The sequence below is a fragment of the Leuconostoc holzapfelii genome, from assembly GCF_012396485.1.
Classification (GTDB): domain Bacteria; phylum Bacillota; class Bacilli; order Lactobacillales; family Lactobacillaceae; genus Leuconostoc; species Leuconostoc holzapfelii.
On the sequence record NZ_JAAXPO010000002.1, the window covers coordinates 165,330 to 182,090 of the forward strand.

Consider the following 16,761-nt stretch of genomic DNA (forward strand, 5'->3'; position numbering starts at 1 on the left):
CTTATTTTTCTCCTCGTTGTTGCATCAGTTGCAATAATTGATTATTGCCGTGTAGCTTGGCTAGCAGTCGGGCATTAAGCAACACTTCTTGGCGTACAAATTGTGGCTGTTGCCAACCTTTCCCCGCAGCATATAACAGCCAGAAAAAATTTTCCACAAAGGCGGTGCTATCATGTTTTTGCGCAGCTGTAATCCCAATCGCCGCTGTCTCAGTGGCCGCTGTCATCTCCCCAACATCGAACTGATATTGCGCCATTAAGTACACCACAGCCCCCATTAACACGCCATAAGGTGCTTTGACCCAACGTGCTTGTCGCTGCATTAAATCATGATACGTTGCTGCCGCTAAGTCATCCTGATGCTGCTTGACATAATAATGCACGGTAATGGCATAAAATAAGTATTGTTGCTGAGCAGAAGCTAGTTTCAAATCAATCTCGCCAATCAATTGGGCAGCAAAACGTAAGTCGTGTTGCCACCAAACCGCTGCAAAATAACGCATTAGCATCAAATCAATGACCATTGGTACCGTCAACGTCTCAGTCATCAAACTTTGAGACAGCCGATGAAATGCTGGCTGATTTTGATGACCAAAGGCAGCCAGTAATTCTGCCCACCCCTGGTTGACTTGAGATTGCATGGGCGGAGATAGGCTAAAAATATCATCTAAAGTTAAACCCAACCGTGCACAAAGCGCGCCCATAATGTCGATGGTCGGTATCTGTTGGTGTTTTTCAAATTTGGACAGTGTTGCTTGGGTACAAATACCCGCCGATAACGCCACTTGAGATAACTTCAATCGTTTTCGCGTGGCAATAAATATTTCAGTTTTAACCATGATTTCCCCAATCAAAATAAAAAGCACCTTAGCTATCACTACAGCTAGGGTGCCTGTCCATGGCCTGACCCAACTGTCTACTAACCTTACCTTTAGTAGACAGACACATCAAAATGCCTACTACTACCCCATGAGTCGTAGGCTGAGAAGCTTGTGAATGCGTTGTTGCGTCTTTGTCATGTTATTTCCTTTTTGTGAACCATTATGCAAATTTATTATGGCTTCATTATAGGGCGCTGATATTTAAATGTCAAACTGATTTTAAAACAACTGCGCGTTCTCATCAAAAAAACCATGCTAAAGCATGGTTTTAAACAGTGATGGTCGGCCTATTTTTTAGCCCATCTTGGCTTGCCTTTATCCTTACTGGCTTTGAGGCGCTTTTTCTTTTTGGGCTTTTCGGCAACTGGGAGACCCGTTGTCACCTTTTTCCTTGCTTGCGGTGTCTCGCTTGTGGCAACTTGTCGTCCAACATGAGCAGATTGAACTTGGGTGGTTGACTGTGCCGGACTTGAATCTGGCGCTGGCTTAGCCGGCGTTGGTTTTGAAGCAGCAAATGTATTGACTGCCTTGACCAAGTTAAATTCATCGCCCAATTCACGTTTGAGATTACGAATATCGTGATCATTACCCAAATTCAAGACCCGTCCAGGCTTGCCCATGCGTCCGGTACGACCTGCACGATGAATATATGTCTTTTTACGTTGTGGTAGTTGCGCATTGACCACTAATGGTAAGTCTTCAATGTCCAACCCGCGTGCCGCCACGTCGGTTACCAAAAGTAGGGCCACTTCACCTTTTTTAAATAACCGTAAAGCATCCGCCCGTTGGACTTGGCGCTTATCGTTACTCCCAATGCTCATCACACTAGCATGGGCATGGCGCAATGTGGCTTGCATGTTCACTAAACCACTGATGGTATTAAAGAATACCAAGGCCTGTTGGTTCTGTCGGGCTAATTGGATCAGCAGGCTAGCCTTAGCTTTTTGATCCACATATTGAAATTCGTGTGAGATGGCTGCAGGGGCATCGGTCCCGACAGAAACGGGGCGTACCTCTTGATAAAATGTGTCGGCGACATATTTTAAATCCACGCCAGAGGTCGCTGAAAACAACCCCAATTGCACGTGTGTTGGCAATTGGTCAGCCAAAGCTTGCAAACTCTCATGTCGTTCATCTGTCAACATCGCATCAGCTTCGTCAAAAATAACGGCTTGCAGGTCATTTAACTTCAATGCGCCACCTTCAACCATTGTGAGTACACGACCTAACGTCCCGACAACAATATGTGGCTTTTCTTTTTTGAGCTTATCAGCTTGACGACGGCCATTGGCCCCACCAATCAGACTCGCCACCGACACATCAACTAAAGCACCCCAAGCTCTGGCAACAGCGGTTGTCTGCATGGCTAATTCTTGGCTAGGCGCCAAAATCAAGACTTGGGTTTTCTTAACTTGTGCGTCAATCCGGGTCAACATGGGCAACAAAAAGGCAAGGGTTTTCCCCGTACCAGTTGGCGCCAGACCAAATAAGCTCTCGCCTTGGGCAAGTTTTTCCCAGACGGCTGCTTGGATTGGCGTTGGGGCATCAAATTGTTGATCAAATTGCGCTTGTAGCGCTGGTTTAATTGGCATGAATTAACTTTCTTTCTGGTCAGCTGGGAAAACAATGCCCGCTGACGAACGCAAGTCAAAAAGGGTCTGATTGACTTGTTTTGCAAGTTGGAACCACTGGCGATACTGGCCATGGGTGCCAACGGGGTCATTGATCATGTCGGCGAAATCTTGGGCTTCTTGGACCATCGGATTAGCATCAGGTGTTTCACCGATGTTATCCACGTGCCCTTCACCGTCATGATAAGTTACTGTCTCAAGTTCGGCAATATTAGATGTTACAATAGTTTCTTTCAAGCCATAGATTTCACTCGACAAATAAGAATTGGCATTTTTACCAAAAATTGCTGTCACGTTAAAGCCATCGTAAAACAAATTAGCAACACCTTTGCCGTCAGCACCATTGGCTAATAGTGTTGGCAAGTATTGTACGGCACGCGGTGCACCAAACAACGCAATAGCGGCATAAATCGGATAAACACCCAAATCATACAGCGCACCTGCGCTAAATTCACGCGTCAATACATTCGGCTCTTCACCGGCTAAATAAGCGTCAAAACGTGAGGAATACTTCTGGTAAACCAGTGTTGCGCCTTGAACTTGTGGTAACTCGCCTAGCGTTTGCTCGATGCGCTTAAAATTGGGTTGATGAACGTGGCGGGCAGCTTCAAAATAACGTACATCTGGATTTTGGGCCAACAAGGCTTCAATCTCAGCAAATTCCGTTGGATTACTGGTTGCTGGCTTTTCTACAATCACATGCACACCAGCTTGAATGGCAGCCTTAGCCTGTTCAAAATGTAACGCATTGGGCGACGCAATATAGACAACATCAACAGCCGTAAATAAGTCACTGAGTGTCGTCACCAGCGTCACGTCGTCTACTGGCAATTGGGCCAAAAAAACTTCGGCACGCGTCTGGCTTCGCGAATAGATTGTTGTCAGCGTATACGCCTCTGTTTTCAGCGCAGCTTCAATAAACATTTGCGTAATCCAGTTGGTGCCAATAATCCCAAATTTGATCATTTTATCGCCTCGAATTCTTTTGTCGTGCCATTAAACACGCTGGTTGGCATCTTAATGGCCTTGAGGCCTGTGCCAATGGTATGATCTTCACTATATTGGATAAATTGATTATCCGATGCTTTATCATTGGTATTGTCTTCAATCAACCAATAATTGGTTTGATGGAGTGTTTTTGATAATTTGTCCTTTACACTTGGGGTGGTATAAACAACCACGGACTTGTCATAATGTGCAGCTAATGACTTAACTACCCCTGCCAGACGGGTCTTACTCGCCTGTGTGTCAATCTGATCATCCGTCACATACACGGCAATCGGTAACTGTCCAACACGCGACCCCACATGACTAATAAAGTATTGTGCTTGCGTCGTCGCATCGACACTACTATCAAAGACTTGGATGCTGCCGACTTTTAATTTTGCGGCTTGCGCGTGATCATAGCTTGATTGATAACCATCATCTGAAAATGAAGTGCCTGTCGTCGCCCGCAAATAGGTAAAATCAATGCCATTCGTTGCTAAATTATTGTAATCCACATAGCCAGATGCCTGATTAATTGCCACACCTTGGACACTAAAGCCAGCCGGCGTAGCATCCGTGTGAATCACAACCGGCTTTGACAGTAGCCATACGGCCAGTGTCGCTGAAAAACCAACTACTAAAATCACCCACGTTGTGATTAGTAACAGGTTATTTGTTTTAATTTTTTGTTTCACTGCAGCATTATTCGTCATAATATCCATTATACAAAATTTATCGTCAATTCGCCCGCAAATTACATTAAGGTTATATCACAAGTCCCATATCAGCGGCTTCAACTTGCCGTCTAGTCTTTTTCATGAGATAATCATTATATTGTGAAATTTTATGGAGGAACGTGTTAGAATACCTGTCATCTAACATATAAAAATGATGTCATTAGAAACTAAATTAGCGAAATATGCCGAATTAATTGTCAAGCGTGGTGTCAATGTCCAACCTGGGCAAACCATCATCTTGTATGCTGCGGTTGATGAAGCCTATTTTGCCCGACAAATCGTCGCTGCTGCTTATGAAGCCGGTGCCCGTGAAGTGGTCATGGAATGGTCAGATCAAACCATTGCCAAGTCATTTTTGAACAATGCGCCAACTGATCGCCTGGAAAACGTCCCTGAATATGACGTCCTCAAAGCCAATACGTTGATGGATAAGTATGCTTCGCGTATTTCTTTGGTTTCACAAGATCCTGATGGTTTGGCCGGCGTACCTGCTGACCGTTTGCAAACTTATACATTGGCCACACAAAAAGCACTTGGTCGCGTGCGTGAAGCCACGATGAAAGATGATATTTCTTGGCTCGTGGTGGCAGCGGCTGGCCAAGCTTGGGCGGAAAAAGTTTTCCCTGATCTCAAAGGCCAAGCTGCTGTTGAACGTCTCTGGGAAGAAATTCTTAAAGATGTTCGTGTTGATGATGATTCTGATGCCATCGCCAACTGGACAGCACACATCGCCACGCTCAAGGCTAAAGCTGATTGGCTTAACACACAAAACTTTAAAGCACTCCATTATCAAAATGCCCAATCAGACTTTACAATTGGGTTAGCTGAAGGTCATATTTGGGAAGCAGCGCTTTCAGAAGACAAGGCTGGCCATGTCTTTATTCCAAATATGCCAACTGAAGAAGTCTTCACGGCACCAGATAATCGCCATATTGATGGCCATGTCGCAGCAACAATGCCACTATCCTATCAAGGTAATGTCATTGAAAATATCACCCTTGATTTTGAAAATGGTCGTATTGTGAAAGCAAGTGCAACAAAAGGACAAGCTGTGCTAGAAAAGCTCATCGCAACCGATGCTGGCGCGCAATCCCTTGGTGAAGTATCACTTGTGCCTGACCCATCGCCAATTGCGCAGGGCGGTGTTTTATTCTACAATACCCTTTTTGATGAAAACGCCTCTGATCATCTTGCCATTGGTGCGGCCTATAATTCAAACATTCAAGGCGGCAAAACTGAGGCCCCTGAAGTCTTAGCTCAGCGTGGTTGGAACATTTCAGATGTTCACGTTGATTTCATGATTGGCTCAGCTGATATGGCCATCGACGGTATCACACAAGATGGCCAAACTGTCCCTGTATTCCGTCATGGGGACTGGGCCTAACTAACAAAAAACACCGCAAACTGCGTTTGCGGTGTTTTTTTTTTGGTTAGGCGTGCTTATGTTCGACCGTTGCGCGAATGGCATGCGCCACGACAGCATCGAATTCTTGCTGGTCAAAGTCGTCTAATCCGGCGCGTGTCGAGCCACCTGGTGAAGCCACAGTATCTTGCATCACTTGCGCCGACTGGCCAGACGCCGCTAACATTTGCGCAGATCCCAAAACTGTTTGCGTCGCAATCGTGGTGGCCAAATCATCGGCTAACCCGTTCGCCACGCCAGCTTTTGCTAAAGCATCGATAAATTTAAAGACATAAGCCGGCCCTGAGCCAGCGATAGCAGAAAATGCTGCAAATTGCGCTTCTGGCACCGCAATAGCTGTGCCGAGTTGTGTTGAAAAGTCATGGAAAATCGCTTGGTTTGCCACCGTTAATGTCGTGGTCGCAAAAGCCGTCACCCCTTGATTGATCGCGACATTGACATTTGGCAACGTTCGAACGACTTGGTGACTGCCAGTTGCTGTGACCAATTGGTCAACTGACACACCGGCTAATACCGACACCACCAGTTGATCTTCAAAAACAAGATTGGCCGTCACATCAGCTAGTTGATTCGGTAGAAAAGCTAATACAGTCAAGTCACTTGCTTGAATCACTTGTTGCGCAGACAAGGCCTGTACGCCCCAAGCCTGCGCTAATTTTGCCGCGGTTGTTGGTGAAGCGACAGCGATATCTGACGGAACAACGCCTTGGGCTAATAAGCCCTTAATCATGGCTTGTGCCATGTTGCCTGTCCCAATAAATCCATACTTTGCCATATCTATTCTCCTATTGAAAAACGACAAGTCAAAATGACCTATCGTTGTGATGTTGTATGCACTTCTGCTAATTTACTATCAATCATGTCAAGTACAATCGCACGCGCTGCCGCATCTGAAACAAAATCAAAACGATCCCCATCAATTTGCACCTTTGGTGACCGGTCGTAAGCTTCAAACCAATCATCATAGCGCTTGTTCAGTTCTTGATAATAAGCAAAGAGTTCGGGATTTTCGTCAATTTGTTCAAACGAACGCCCACGTTTTTTGATGCGTGACAACATCGTCTCAAAGCTAACACGCACATGAATCAACAAGTCGGGATTCTTCACGTCAGCCACACCCGCAATTTCAGCCATCATGTTATCTACAAGTGATTTGTAGATGTCAACTTCGGTTTGCGTGGCACGATTGAGATCAGCGGTTAACTGAAATAATAACGCATCTTCATAAATCGAACGATCCAAAATATTATTTACGCCTGCTGCGCGGGCTGCTTTAATTTGTGATAGGCGCTTATTGAGAAAATAAATTTGCAAAAGAAAACCATATTTTTTAGGGTTTTCATAAAACAATGGCAAAATTGGATTATCATCAACGCTTTCGTAAAATGCTTGTGACCCCAAGTGATCAGCCAACATTTCTGTTAAACTTGTTTTGCCGGCGCCAATAGTGCCTGATAATACAATCATGCCAGTTCTCCTAATGTTATCAATTTCGTACTAGTCTAGTATATCAAAAATCAGCCTGTTTAGCAGCCGCATTTAAATCGACCCTCACGCTATTTCACCCACAAACCCTTGGCAACACTGGCTGCCCAGCGCCGTTTTTTGGGGGATTAATTTTTTGTCGTCAGGCTGAACAGACAATAAAAAAGGCGATACATTTCTGTATCGCCAATATTTTAGTGGACAGTCAGGGGCTCGAACCCTGGACCCACGGATTAAGAGTCCGTTGCTCTACCAACTGAGCTAACTGTCCATATGTCGCTTTCACAACAAAAAATAGTATACCACGTATTTTTATTGTGTGCAACACTTTTCCTAAAAAAGAATGGTTTACAATCAAAAAAACAGTGCCAGTCATGACTGGCACTGTTTTAACTCGCTGACATTATTTATCGTTATAGCCGTTTGGATGGTTTTGATGCCAGTTCCAAGCTGTCTTGATAATGTCTTGCACATTGTCATACTTTGGCGCCCAGCCCAACACATCACGTGCCTTGTCTGAGTTGGCAATCAAAATATCAGGATCCCCTGCACGACGTGGGCCAATTTTAGCCGGAATATCAACGCCAGTGGCTTCACGAGCGGCTTCAACCATTTCCTTCACTGAGAAACCAGTTGCGGATCCCAAGTTAAATTGGTTCGAATCATTGCCATCTGCCAAATATTTTAAGGCACGCATGTGAGCGTCCGCCAAATCTAACACATGGACATAGTCACGGACATTGAAACCATCTGGCGTGTTGTAATCATCCCCAAACATTTCAATGTACTCACGTTGACCAAGACCCGCTTGTAAAATAATGGGTACTAAATGCGTTTCTGGTTGGTGATCTTCCCCAATGGTGCCATCTTCTGCGGCCCCCGCCACGTTGAAGTAACGCAAAGCAACCCACTTCACGCCATCAGCTTGGTCAGACCAAGCCATGATCTTTTCCATCATTAACTTAGATTCACCATAAGGGTTGATTGGGTTTTGTGGATCCGTTTCCTTAATTGGAATATGCACTGGGTTACCATATGTTGCCGCAGTCGATGAGAAGACGATTTGCTTCACATCATAATCCTTCATCACCTCAAGCAAAGTGACCATGCCACTCGTGTTATTGTCAAAATACTTGAGTGGGTTGGCAACAGATTCTGGCACGATTGAAAAGGCGGCAAAGTGCACCACTTGTTCAATATTTTCTTGTTCAAACACAGCTGACAAAGCTGCTTTATCACGAATATCTACTTGATAGAACTTCGCTGACGGATGTACCGCATCACGATGCCCAGTAAAAAGCGCATCAACAACAACGACTTCCCGGCCTGCTTCGACCAGTGTTTTCACCATATGTGAGCCGATATATCCAGCCCCACCTAATACTAATACTGACATAATTGCCTCTTCATTTTAATTTTATTACCTTCAGTTTACACCACTTTTAGGCATCACGCCACTTGAATTCCGCCTCGGCACTCACGACGTTCCCCATCATGATCCGATGTTTGCTCTCATGGTCTTGGTGGACAACTTGTGATTGAATGGTGTGTCCCAACCGTATCTCATTTTCAAACTTTAAGTTAATCGTCGTAATTTCATGTGTTGCCAAGAATTCCGGGGTCATCACATCTTGCATCCATTCAAAGTACTTCGAATTATTGACGTGCTGATTCGCATCAATATCTAAATACCGCACATGATAATCATTTTCTTCATAGACTTCCGCTGATGTGATTTGCTCTGGGTTTGGAATGCGTGGGATTTGCTTGACCCGTTCTGCTTGGTATCGATCAATAATATCTTCTGGCAAGCGTGCCATGTGCCGATGTGCAATGTCAATCATCGTCCATATTGAATCCACACGAATGATCTCGTCACCTGCTGCATCAAAAAAAGCAAAAGGTCGCCGCACAAAAAATGGATTGTACTTAGCCGCAAACGTTTGAATCTTAATGGGTTCATTAATTTTGGGCCGACGCTTAATGGTGACCTCATATTGTAAAATAATCCACCCTAGCCCACGAGCCAAGTGCACTTCCTGCCCGACGCCGAGCGCGTCACTTTGCATTTTTGAAGCTAGCACAGCCCAATTTAAAATCATTGGCAAGGCCAATTGTCCTGTCATGTCAGCTTCGTAATATTCAACGCGGCGCGTGATGTCAAATGGTTGCATAATTCCCCCTTATTGAACGCATAAGCGCGATTGTTTTCATTCAATGCCGTGATAATCAGCGTAAACAGCTTGGCGATCCAGTTGGCGCGACTTGGCGACTTGCTTAATGGCGGCATTTGGCTTCAACCCTTTGGCTACCAACTTGGCAACTGCTTCTTGCACCGTTAAATCAGCCTCATCGGTCGGCTCATCTTGCGTGATTTCACCTGTAAAGCCCGCAATCATCACGACAAATTCGCCACGAATGTCGTTGTTCTTAGCCCAATTCACTAATTCAGCCACTGTGCCACGTAAGAATTCTTCATATTTTTTCGTAAGCTCACGCGCTAAGACGACTTGGCGGTCATCGCCCATCACTTTTTGAATGTTTTCAAGTGTCTGCTTCAAGCGATGCGGTGCTTCATAAAAAATTGTCGTATCACGCAAAGTGGCCAATTGGGCCAGTTCTGTCAGTTGCTCGCTGTTTTTCCGTTGTAAAAAACCATAAAAATAAAAGGGTTGTGGCACCAAACCACTGGCAATGAGTGCCGTTACCCCAGCTGTTGCCCCCGGAATTGGGACAACAGCGATACCTTGTGCAATCGCTGCAGCGACTAATTCTTTGCCAGGATCTGAGATAGACGGCATCCCCGCATCACTCACTTGGGCAATGCTTTTACCGTTTTGCAAATCGGCCAACAAGCCTGGAATTTTAGCCTGCCAATTGTGCTCATGAAAGCTGATTTGCTTGGTCGTAATCTCAAAATGGTTGAGTAATTGCTGGGTGTGTCGCGTATCTTCAGCAGCAATTAAGGCCACGTCTGCCAATATCTCAACTGCGCGTGGGGTCATGTCTTTGAGATTGCCAATGGGCGTTGGCACCAAATAAAGCGTCCCGGTTGTCCGCTGTTCAAAACTTTTTTGTTGTTGCATGCTACTCTCCTAACGCCATGGCAATTTCTAATACAATTTTTTCAAAACGGGTTTGTAATGAGACATTGGTTTGGCTTAACCGATCATCAGCAAAAATGACGTCACTTGCCCGCACAAGCTGATCCGGTCGATAGTGTTGGGCTAATGTTTTATATAAGCCCACTAATGTCGGAAAGTGGAGGCGTTCATCAGGTATTTGGCCATAAACAACGGTGTCGCGTGACAATTCATGCAGCCAGGTTAAAAACAATCGCTGATGTGTCGCCTCTTTTAAAGCGTCCACGAGTTGGCTTTGCACATACACAAACGCTTCTATCCGGCGTTGCATCATCAATTCAAACCATTTGAACAAGACTGGTTGCATCGTTTTACGCCATTGGTCGTCTGCTTCAGTATTGGTGGTTAATGCCACTTCTGGTAACAATTGCACGATTTGCGCGCGTGACCGAATTGTGGGCAACACATCATTGAGATTTTCGGCCAACATAATCATCAATTGCGGGCCTGCCGGTTCTTCAATAAATTTTAAGAGAGCATTCCCAGATTCAGCCTGCAGTGTTTCGACCGCATCAAAAACAAAGACTTTACGCTGACTTTCTTGGGCCACGGTCACAAATTCTGGCTTTAAGGCCCGAATTTGATCCACCTTCCACGTCCGCTTTGTCCCCGTCCCACTCTTAGGTAAACTAGGTTGGGTGATTTTCACGTCGGGATGATCGTCTGCTAAAATGCGAATGGCATGGCGCGCATCTGCCCCAGTGACCAGCCACGCCAAATAACGCGAAAAAGCCAGCTTTTCAGGCTGGCTTGGGCCAACAAACAAATAGAGGTGGCTCAGTTGATTCGTCGCAATTAGTTGTTTAAAATGCGCAATCTGGTTTGGATAGACCTTTTCTGCAATTGTGATAAATTCTGGTGTCATTAAAATTGATGGAATGATTCGATATTTTGGGTATAAACAGTCGCCCCACCCACTTCGACTTCAATCGGATAAGCACCGATTTGTTCCCCACCCGCATCAAGACTCACAGGTGGCACCATGAATTGCTTACGCGTCTGAGAAACGCTTTGAATAATATCAAGTGTTGCTTGCACGCGCTCATCTTCAATGGCAATTAAGAAGGTGGTGTTCCCTGAACGCAAGAAACCACCGGAAGTTGTTAGACGGGTCGCACGAATATTGGCCTTAACAAGCGCGTTACTTAACTTCGTTGCATCTTTATCTTGCACAATCGCTGTCACTAATTTCATCATAATGACTCCTTTCGTGTTGCCATGATCTCAAAGAGTAATGTCCGTGTTGCTGCAATTACTTCTGTTAACGGTTGGGTCGCATCAATTATTTTAATTCTATCAGAAAAGTCAGATTGAAGTGATAAATACGTTTCCCGAACTTTTTTGTGGAAGGATAAGTCTTCTTTGTCCAGGCGATCAATTTTGCCCTGTCGATTGGCCATCACGCGCGCCAAGCCGACTTCAGCCGGTACATCAAAATAAATTGTCAAGTCAGGCATCAAACCATCAATGGCAAATTGGTTGATTTGCCAGATATTGTCAACACCTAACCCACGGCCACCACCCTGATAAGCCAGTGAACTATCAACATAACGATCAGAAATGACAATTTTTCCCGCAGCTAAAGCCGGCAGCACCACTGAAACGAGATGTTGGCGTCGCGCTGCGGTATAGAGCAACGCTTCCGTCCGATCATCCATCCCATTGTCTTCTTCTGGCTGTAAAATAGCTCGAATGGCTTCCGAAATCGGATTGCCCCCCGGCTCACGTGTTGTGACTAAGTCATCCCCAAGTTGGGGCTTTAATTCGGCAATCAGCGCTTGTAACACACTGGTCTTGCCAGCACCTTCAGGGCCTTCAAAAGTAATAAATAAGGGTTGCGTCATGTGTTCTACTATCCTTTATGATTGATCATGATCGCGCCAATCATCTTAAATGCGGTCCGTTTTCAAGACATGCGTTTGCATGTGCCCGACAGTTTTACGCCGGCGTGCTTCACGATATAAGTAATTGAATTTTGCTTTGGTGAGGGCTGTTTGTGCTTGAATGAGGCGCACATTCACTTGGCCGTCTAGCAAAGCTTCTTCAGAATTTCTGGCAGTGTCCCAATCAATTTTTGCCTTGTCAATTTGAAAAACCAGTGCTTGGTCATAAGTTTGTCGCAGATTAACTTTCTTTTTGCCAAATATCATAATTCTGTTCGTCCTTGTACTGCTTTAATCAATGTTAATTGGTCAGCGTAATCAATATCTGACCCTACCGCTAAGCCATGCGCTAAGCGGGTCACCTTGATACCAGCTGGTTTCAACAATCTTGCCAAATACATCGCCGTTGCTTCGCCTTCTGCGTTCACATTCGTCCCAACGATGACTTCATCAATCTCTTGATGTTCTGACAAGCGCCGAATGAGGCTGGGTAGATTAATGTCTTCTGGCCCTGTGCCTGAACTGGGTGAAATAACACCGTTCAAGACATGATACAAGCCGTGATAATCGCGTGTATTTTCCATCGCCATCACATCACGGGCGTTTTCAACCACAAAAACCGTCGTCTGATCACGCGAAGTATCCTGACAAATCACACATGGATTCATGGTGTTTTCAGTAATATTGCCACACACCTCACAAAATGTCAGATCGTGTTTCGCAGAGGCCAATGCTTTGGAAAAATCAATCACATCTTCTTCGGCCATGCCGAGCGTATAAAAGGCCAGCCGTGTGGCCGTCTTTTGACCAATTCCGGGGAGCTTGGTATAACTCGCGATTAATTTTGCAATTGGTTCTGGATATTCCATTATGGTACCAGGCTATCTCAGCCAACCCTTTCTCTATTAATCAACTACCTGTACAATCGCTTCGCCAAACATTTTCTTCGCTTCTGTCACAATCTCAGGTTCCAATGTTTGGGCTTGAACGGGCGCATCTGTTGTCACCGCTTGGGTTGTCGTTGGGCTCACACGAGGTATATCAACCAAATTCAACGGCGTCGTGGCCCCTGATTTTAACTGGGCCACATAGTCTGCGCGATCTTGCTGCCAGTTATCTTGTGTGATCAAAACCATTTCAGTCGGTAATTGCTGACCAGCAAGCGCAGCGCGTAACTGTGTCTGTAGCGTCGCATCATCTAATGCTTGCGCTAATAATGTTGGAAAATCAAGCGCTAAAACAAGCCCCTCGTCACTCGCAGCAACTGGTTCAGCAATGGTCAACATCGCTTGTTGCGCGACATCAAATTGACTAATCAGCTCACGCCATGTGGCTTTCACGCGGCTGAGCGCTTCACGTTTAGCCTTTTGCAAGACGGCAAAGACTGCTGACTGCCCTGTTCGTGCCCATAATTGCGTGGTTTCACTCGCTGGGGCTTTGGCAGCCATATCTTGTTCTGCGACCCCCGATTCTGCTATTGGTGGTAGCGGATCAATTGCTGGTACTTGAGGTGCCACCTCAGGGACAACTGATTGTGCTGGTGTTGGCGCTTGTTTACTTGGTGTTGTTTCCGGCAGTGATTGCTTGGCTTGCGTCATCACCGCTGGCGGCAAAGGTGCTGTTGCAGTTTGTGTCACCGTCATACTCAGTTTGACGGTCAACAATTCCAGATAAATATCACTTTGCATCGTCTGCATTAATTGCTTTTGGATATCATCCAAAACAACCATCATCGCTTGAATGCGGGCTGTTGGTAACTGTTGTGCTAAAACCTGCAAATCCGACAGCGCGATCGCCGTCTTAATTAGATCTGGTGCCACATCAGCTAGCATCACATCTCGGAGCAACCCTAAAACATCCACAACAAAACGCTGCGGATCTTTACCAGCAATTAAGATATCATGTAAAACTGATAAACCTTGTGGCGTGTTACCTTGGCTTACTGACGTCACATAAGTCATTAATTGTGTGGTTGTCGTTGACCCAGTCACTTGTCGTGCATTATCTACGGTCACGCGATCCGTGCCGTAAGCCAATACTTGATCCAAAATTGACAAGGCATCACGCATGCCCCCTTCCGCAACATTGGCAATGATGCGCAATGCATCCACATCATAAGCCACCTCACGCGCTTGTAAAATATCGGATAACCGTGTTTGAATGGCCTCGGTATCAATGCGTTTAAATTCAAAGCGCTGTGTGCGTGACAAAATTGTGACGGGTACTTTTTGCGGTTCTGTCGTCGCCAAAATAAATTTCACGTTGGCTGGTGGTTCTTCTAATGTTTTCAGGAGGGCATTAAAGGCACTGTTTGACAACATATGCACTTCATCAATGATATAAATTTTATATTTTGCCGCAATGGGCGCATAATCTACATTGGCTAAAATATCACGCATGTCTTCAACGCGACTATTTGAGGCCGCATCGAATTCAACGATGTCTGGGATTTGCGCATCGTCCGTTTGTGGATCAATGCCATTGACTTCACGGGCAAATATTTTAGCCGCTGACGTCTTTCCTGTCCCGCGTGGACCTGAAAAAAGGTAGGCATGCCCCGTCTGCTCAGTTGCAATGGCATTTTTAAGTGTCTGTGTGATCACTTCTTGCCCAATCATGTCATCAAATGTTCGTGGTCGATAAACCCGATATAATGCTTGATATGCCACTGTGACCACCTCCTTATGCCTTGCCGCTTTGCAAACGCATCGCGACTTACAAAAAAAGACCGCTACGCGGTCAATATGTACACAAGCACAACACCGAACAACCTTAGGGCTGCTACATTCCTGTCCTGACCCGGTTCGAGAGCCGACGCTTGCCTGCTTTATTATTATATCTAATTTTTAGGCTTTAAGCAAATACTTCAGCGACTTTTTGCGTTAGCTTGGCCTGCCATTTAAAGTATGTGAGATAGGCTTTGGGAATCATATACTCATTGACCGCAGCAAAATCATCGACCAAAGAAACAATCCAACTCTCACGGTATTTTGGTAAGGCAATCGTAGCACCAAACATGTGCTTGACGATAATATCTGCTTCTTTGTCACTGATATGCGTGATTTTTTGCGCATTTTGTAACGCAATGCGTGGGTGCACATAGGCATGTGACCCCTCTTCAAACTTCGTCACGCGCCAATCGTAATAGAAAAGGTCATGTAACAAGCCCGCCCGCGCTGTGGCTGTGGCATCCGCCCCAATTTTTTTGGCAATAATATAAGATTGATAAGATACGGAAATGGAATGCCGTAAACGATTTGAAAAATGGTGTTGCGTATATTGTGCTAATTGTTGGACTTCGTCGTGTTGTAATAAATCATCAACAATCGTTAAATACTCTTGGTCAAGACGCCAAGCATTTGGATTTTGCATGTAGTTTTGCCTCTTTAAATAAGTCTGATGCCATTATACTACGAATTTTTTAAAAAGTGCATGACATTGCTCAGACAGATTTGTTGCGTTTCCGTTGCGCCCGAATTTTCCCAAAGAAATCTTGGAGCAGTGCGCCACCTTCATCACCGCGTACGTGCGGGTAAACGATGACACGGTGATTTAAACGGTCATCTTCTAGTAATTGATAGAGCGAACGGGTCGCTCCACCTTTGGCGTCATCGGCACCGTAATAAACGACTGGAACACGCGCATTGATAATCGCACCCGCACACATAATACAGGGTTCTAGCGTCACAAAAAGCGCTGTTTCTTCCAGACGCCAAGACTGCAACGCATCATTCGCCGCTTCAATGGCCAATAACTCAGCATGTGCCGTTGCCAACTGATGGGCTTCACGATGGTTATGTGCCCGCGCCACAATCTGATTATCTTTCACAATCACGGCACCGATCGGCACTTCGCCTTCAACGGCAGCCAGTTTGGCCTCATTTAGTGCCACCTGCATAAAATAATCAATTTGTGCTTCACTAAATGTTGGTACTTGGCTCATAAGTGCTCTCCAAAATATAATAACCCTTGTTTTTTGCAATCACCTTGGCATTACCAAACACAGCCGCCATATTTTTTTGAGCAGAGGGCGCGCCTTGCTTTTTTTGCAACACAGCAATGAGTTTTCCACCTGGTAACAGGTATTGCACTGCTTCTTGTAGCATCGCCGTCACCACTTCTTTCCCAGCACGAATGGGTGGATTGGTTAAAATCAGAGCGTATTTGTCAGTCACTTGTTGATAAATATCAGATTGAAAGACTGACACCAACTGTGCTACGCCATTTGTCGCCGCATTTTGCTGCGCCAAAGCCAAAGCACGTTCGTTGACATCAACCATATCCACCTGGCGTTGAAATTTTTTGGCAATGGCGATGCCGACTGGGCCATAGCCAGTGCCAAGATCCAATACTTTACCTTGCGTTAAGGTTGTTTTTTCCAATGCATCAAGCATCGTGCGCGTGCCAAAATCAACAGTTGATTTTGAAAAGACCCCACTATCGGTTGTAAAGTGTAGGGTATTGCCCAGCAGCTCAAAATCAAAGTTTTGGAAATGATGCTCAGAGTTTGGGTTGGCAGTAAAATACATTTCACCGCCAATTTTTTCATTTGGTGTGGTCATAACGACTCCTTATGTTTATGTACAAAAAAA

The 16,761-nt window shown here is 45.3% G+C and carries 19 protein-coding genes, 1 tRNA gene and 1 other RNA gene; 1 reads left to right on the forward strand and 20 read right to left on the reverse strand.

Annotated features, from left to right (window positions below; translation table 11 throughout):
• Position 1: 1 nt before the first annotated feature.
• The 4 genes from HF966_RS02280 to HF966_RS02295 all read right to left on the reverse strand — a co-directional run bounded on the left by HF966_RS02280 (position 2) and on the right by HF966_RS02295 (position 4,211).
• The gene (locus HF966_RS02280) at positions 2-838 is read right to left on the reverse strand and encodes a helix-turn-helix transcriptional regulator (protein WP_168676046.1); all 837 of its coding nucleotides are present in this window, start codon (positions 836-838) and stop codon (positions 2-4) included.
• A gap of 329 nt (positions 839-1,167) precedes the next feature.
• On the reverse strand, positions 1,168-2,472 hold the full coding sequence (locus tag HF966_RS02285; protein ID WP_168676047.1) for a DEAD/DEAH box helicase: 1,305 nt from the start codon (positions 2,470-2,472) through the stop codon (positions 1,168-1,170).
• Positions 2,473-2,475: 3 nt separating this feature from the next.
• Entirely contained in the window at positions 2,476-3,477 is a 1,002-nt protein-coding gene (locus HF966_RS02290) for a Gfo/Idh/MocA family protein (RefSeq protein WP_168676048.1), read from the reverse strand.
• Positions 3,474-4,211 (reverse strand): GH25 family lysozyme, encoded by a 738-nt coding sequence (locus HF966_RS02295; RefSeq protein WP_246586629.1) that lies wholly within the window; start codon positions 4,209-4,211, stop codon positions 3,474-3,476. The genes HF966_RS02290 and HF966_RS02295 overlap by 4 nt, the downstream gene beginning before the upstream one ends.
• A 178-nt stretch (positions 4,212-4,389) precedes the next feature.
• Here HF966_RS02295 and HF966_RS02300 point away from each other — a divergent pair, with 178 nt between their 5' ends.
• Positions 4,390-5,619 carry an aminopeptidase gene (locus HF966_RS02300; RefSeq protein WP_168676149.1) on the forward strand — a complete coding sequence of 410 codons (1,230 nt, stop codon included), beginning with the start codon at positions 4,390-4,392 and terminating at the stop codon, positions 5,617-5,619.
• Between the two features lie 46 nt (positions 5,620-5,665).
• Here the strand turns inward: HF966_RS02300 and proC are convergent, their stop codons facing one another.
• The 16 genes from proC to HF966_RS02380 form a co-directional block, all read right to left on the reverse strand.
• Complete coding sequence (proC, locus tag HF966_RS02305) at positions 5,666-6,433, reverse strand: pyrroline-5-carboxylate reductase (protein ID WP_168676050.1); 768 nt, start codon at positions 6,431-6,433, stop codon at positions 5,666-5,668.
• Positions 6,434-6,471: 38 nt separating this feature from the next.
• Entirely contained in the window at positions 6,472-7,125 is a 654-nt protein-coding gene (locus HF966_RS02310; RefSeq protein ID WP_168676051.1) for a deoxynucleoside kinase, read from the reverse strand.
• 216 nt (positions 7,126-7,341) lie between these two features.
• Positions 7,342-7,414 (reverse strand) — tRNA-Lys (locus HF966_RS02315).
• A gap of 132 nt (positions 7,415-7,546) precedes the next feature.
• Positions 7,547-8,539: a UDP-glucose 4-epimerase GalE gene (gene galE, locus HF966_RS02320; protein ID WP_168676052.1), complete on the reverse strand. Its 993-nt coding sequence runs from the start codon at positions 8,537-8,539 to the stop codon at positions 7,547-7,549.
• Positions 8,540-8,585: 46 nt separating this feature from the next.
• The gene (locus HF966_RS02325) at positions 8,586-9,317 is read right to left on the reverse strand and encodes an acyl-[acyl-carrier-protein] thioesterase (protein WP_168676053.1); all 732 of its coding nucleotides are present in this window, start codon (positions 9,315-9,317) and stop codon (positions 8,586-8,588) included.
• Between the two features lie 36 nt (positions 9,318-9,353).
• Positions 9,354-10,229 (reverse strand): 16S rRNA (cytidine(1402)-2'-O)-methyltransferase, encoded by an 876-nt coding sequence (gene rsmI, locus HF966_RS02330; protein WP_168676054.1) that lies wholly within the window; start codon positions 10,227-10,229, stop codon positions 9,354-9,356.
• Position 10,230: 1 nt separating this feature from the next.
• The gene (locus HF966_RS02335) at positions 10,231-11,151 is read right to left on the reverse strand and encodes a DNA polymerase III subunit delta (RefSeq protein WP_168676055.1); all 921 of its coding nucleotides are present in this window, start codon (positions 11,149-11,151) and stop codon (positions 10,231-10,233) included.
• A complete protein-coding gene (locus HF966_RS02340; RefSeq protein ID WP_168676150.1) occupies positions 11,151-11,480 on the reverse strand; it encodes a cyclic-di-AMP receptor in 330 nt (109 codons plus the stop codon). Before HF966_RS02340 ends, HF966_RS02335 begins: the two co-directional genes overlap by 1 nt.
• Positions 11,480-12,130, reverse strand: coding sequence for a dTMP kinase (gene tmk, locus HF966_RS02345; RefSeq protein ID WP_168676056.1), 651 nt, complete (start codon positions 12,128-12,130; stop codon positions 11,480-11,482). The genes HF966_RS02340 and tmk overlap by 1 nt, the downstream gene beginning before the upstream one ends.
• A 45-nt stretch (positions 12,131-12,175) precedes the next feature.
• The gene (locus HF966_RS02350; RefSeq protein ID WP_168676057.1) at positions 12,176-12,436 is read right to left on the reverse strand and encodes a YaaL family protein; all 261 of its coding nucleotides are present in this window, start codon (positions 12,434-12,436) and stop codon (positions 12,176-12,178) included.
• Entirely contained in the window at positions 12,433-13,038 is a 606-nt protein-coding gene (recR, locus tag HF966_RS02355) for a recombination mediator RecR (RefSeq protein WP_168676058.1), read from the reverse strand. Before recR ends, HF966_RS02350 begins: the two co-directional genes overlap by 4 nt.
• Before the next feature lie 36 nt (positions 13,039-13,074).
• Positions 13,075-14,838: a DNA polymerase III subunit gamma/tau gene (dnaX, locus tag HF966_RS02360; RefSeq protein WP_168676059.1), complete on the reverse strand. Its 1,764-nt coding sequence runs from the start codon at positions 14,836-14,838 to the stop codon at positions 13,075-13,077.
• Positions 14,839-14,911: 73 nt separating this feature from the next.
• An RNA gene (gene ffs, locus HF966_RS02365) (signal recognition particle sRNA small type) lies at positions 14,912-14,999 on the reverse strand.
• A gap of 23 nt (positions 15,000-15,022) precedes the next feature.
• Positions 15,023-15,541, reverse strand: coding sequence for an HD domain-containing protein (locus HF966_RS02370; protein ID WP_168676060.1), 519 nt, complete (start codon positions 15,539-15,541; stop codon positions 15,023-15,025).
• A gap of 70 nt (positions 15,542-15,611) precedes the next feature.
• Positions 15,612-16,112, reverse strand: coding sequence for a nucleoside deaminase (locus tag HF966_RS02375; protein WP_168676061.1), 501 nt, complete (start codon positions 16,110-16,112; stop codon positions 15,612-15,614).
• On the reverse strand, positions 16,090-16,731 hold the full coding sequence (locus tag HF966_RS02380; RefSeq protein ID WP_168676062.1) for a class I SAM-dependent methyltransferase: 642 nt from the start codon (positions 16,729-16,731) through the stop codon (positions 16,090-16,092). The genes HF966_RS02375 and HF966_RS02380 overlap by 23 nt, the downstream gene beginning before the upstream one ends.
• Between the last annotated feature and the right edge of the window lie 30 nt (positions 16,732-16,761).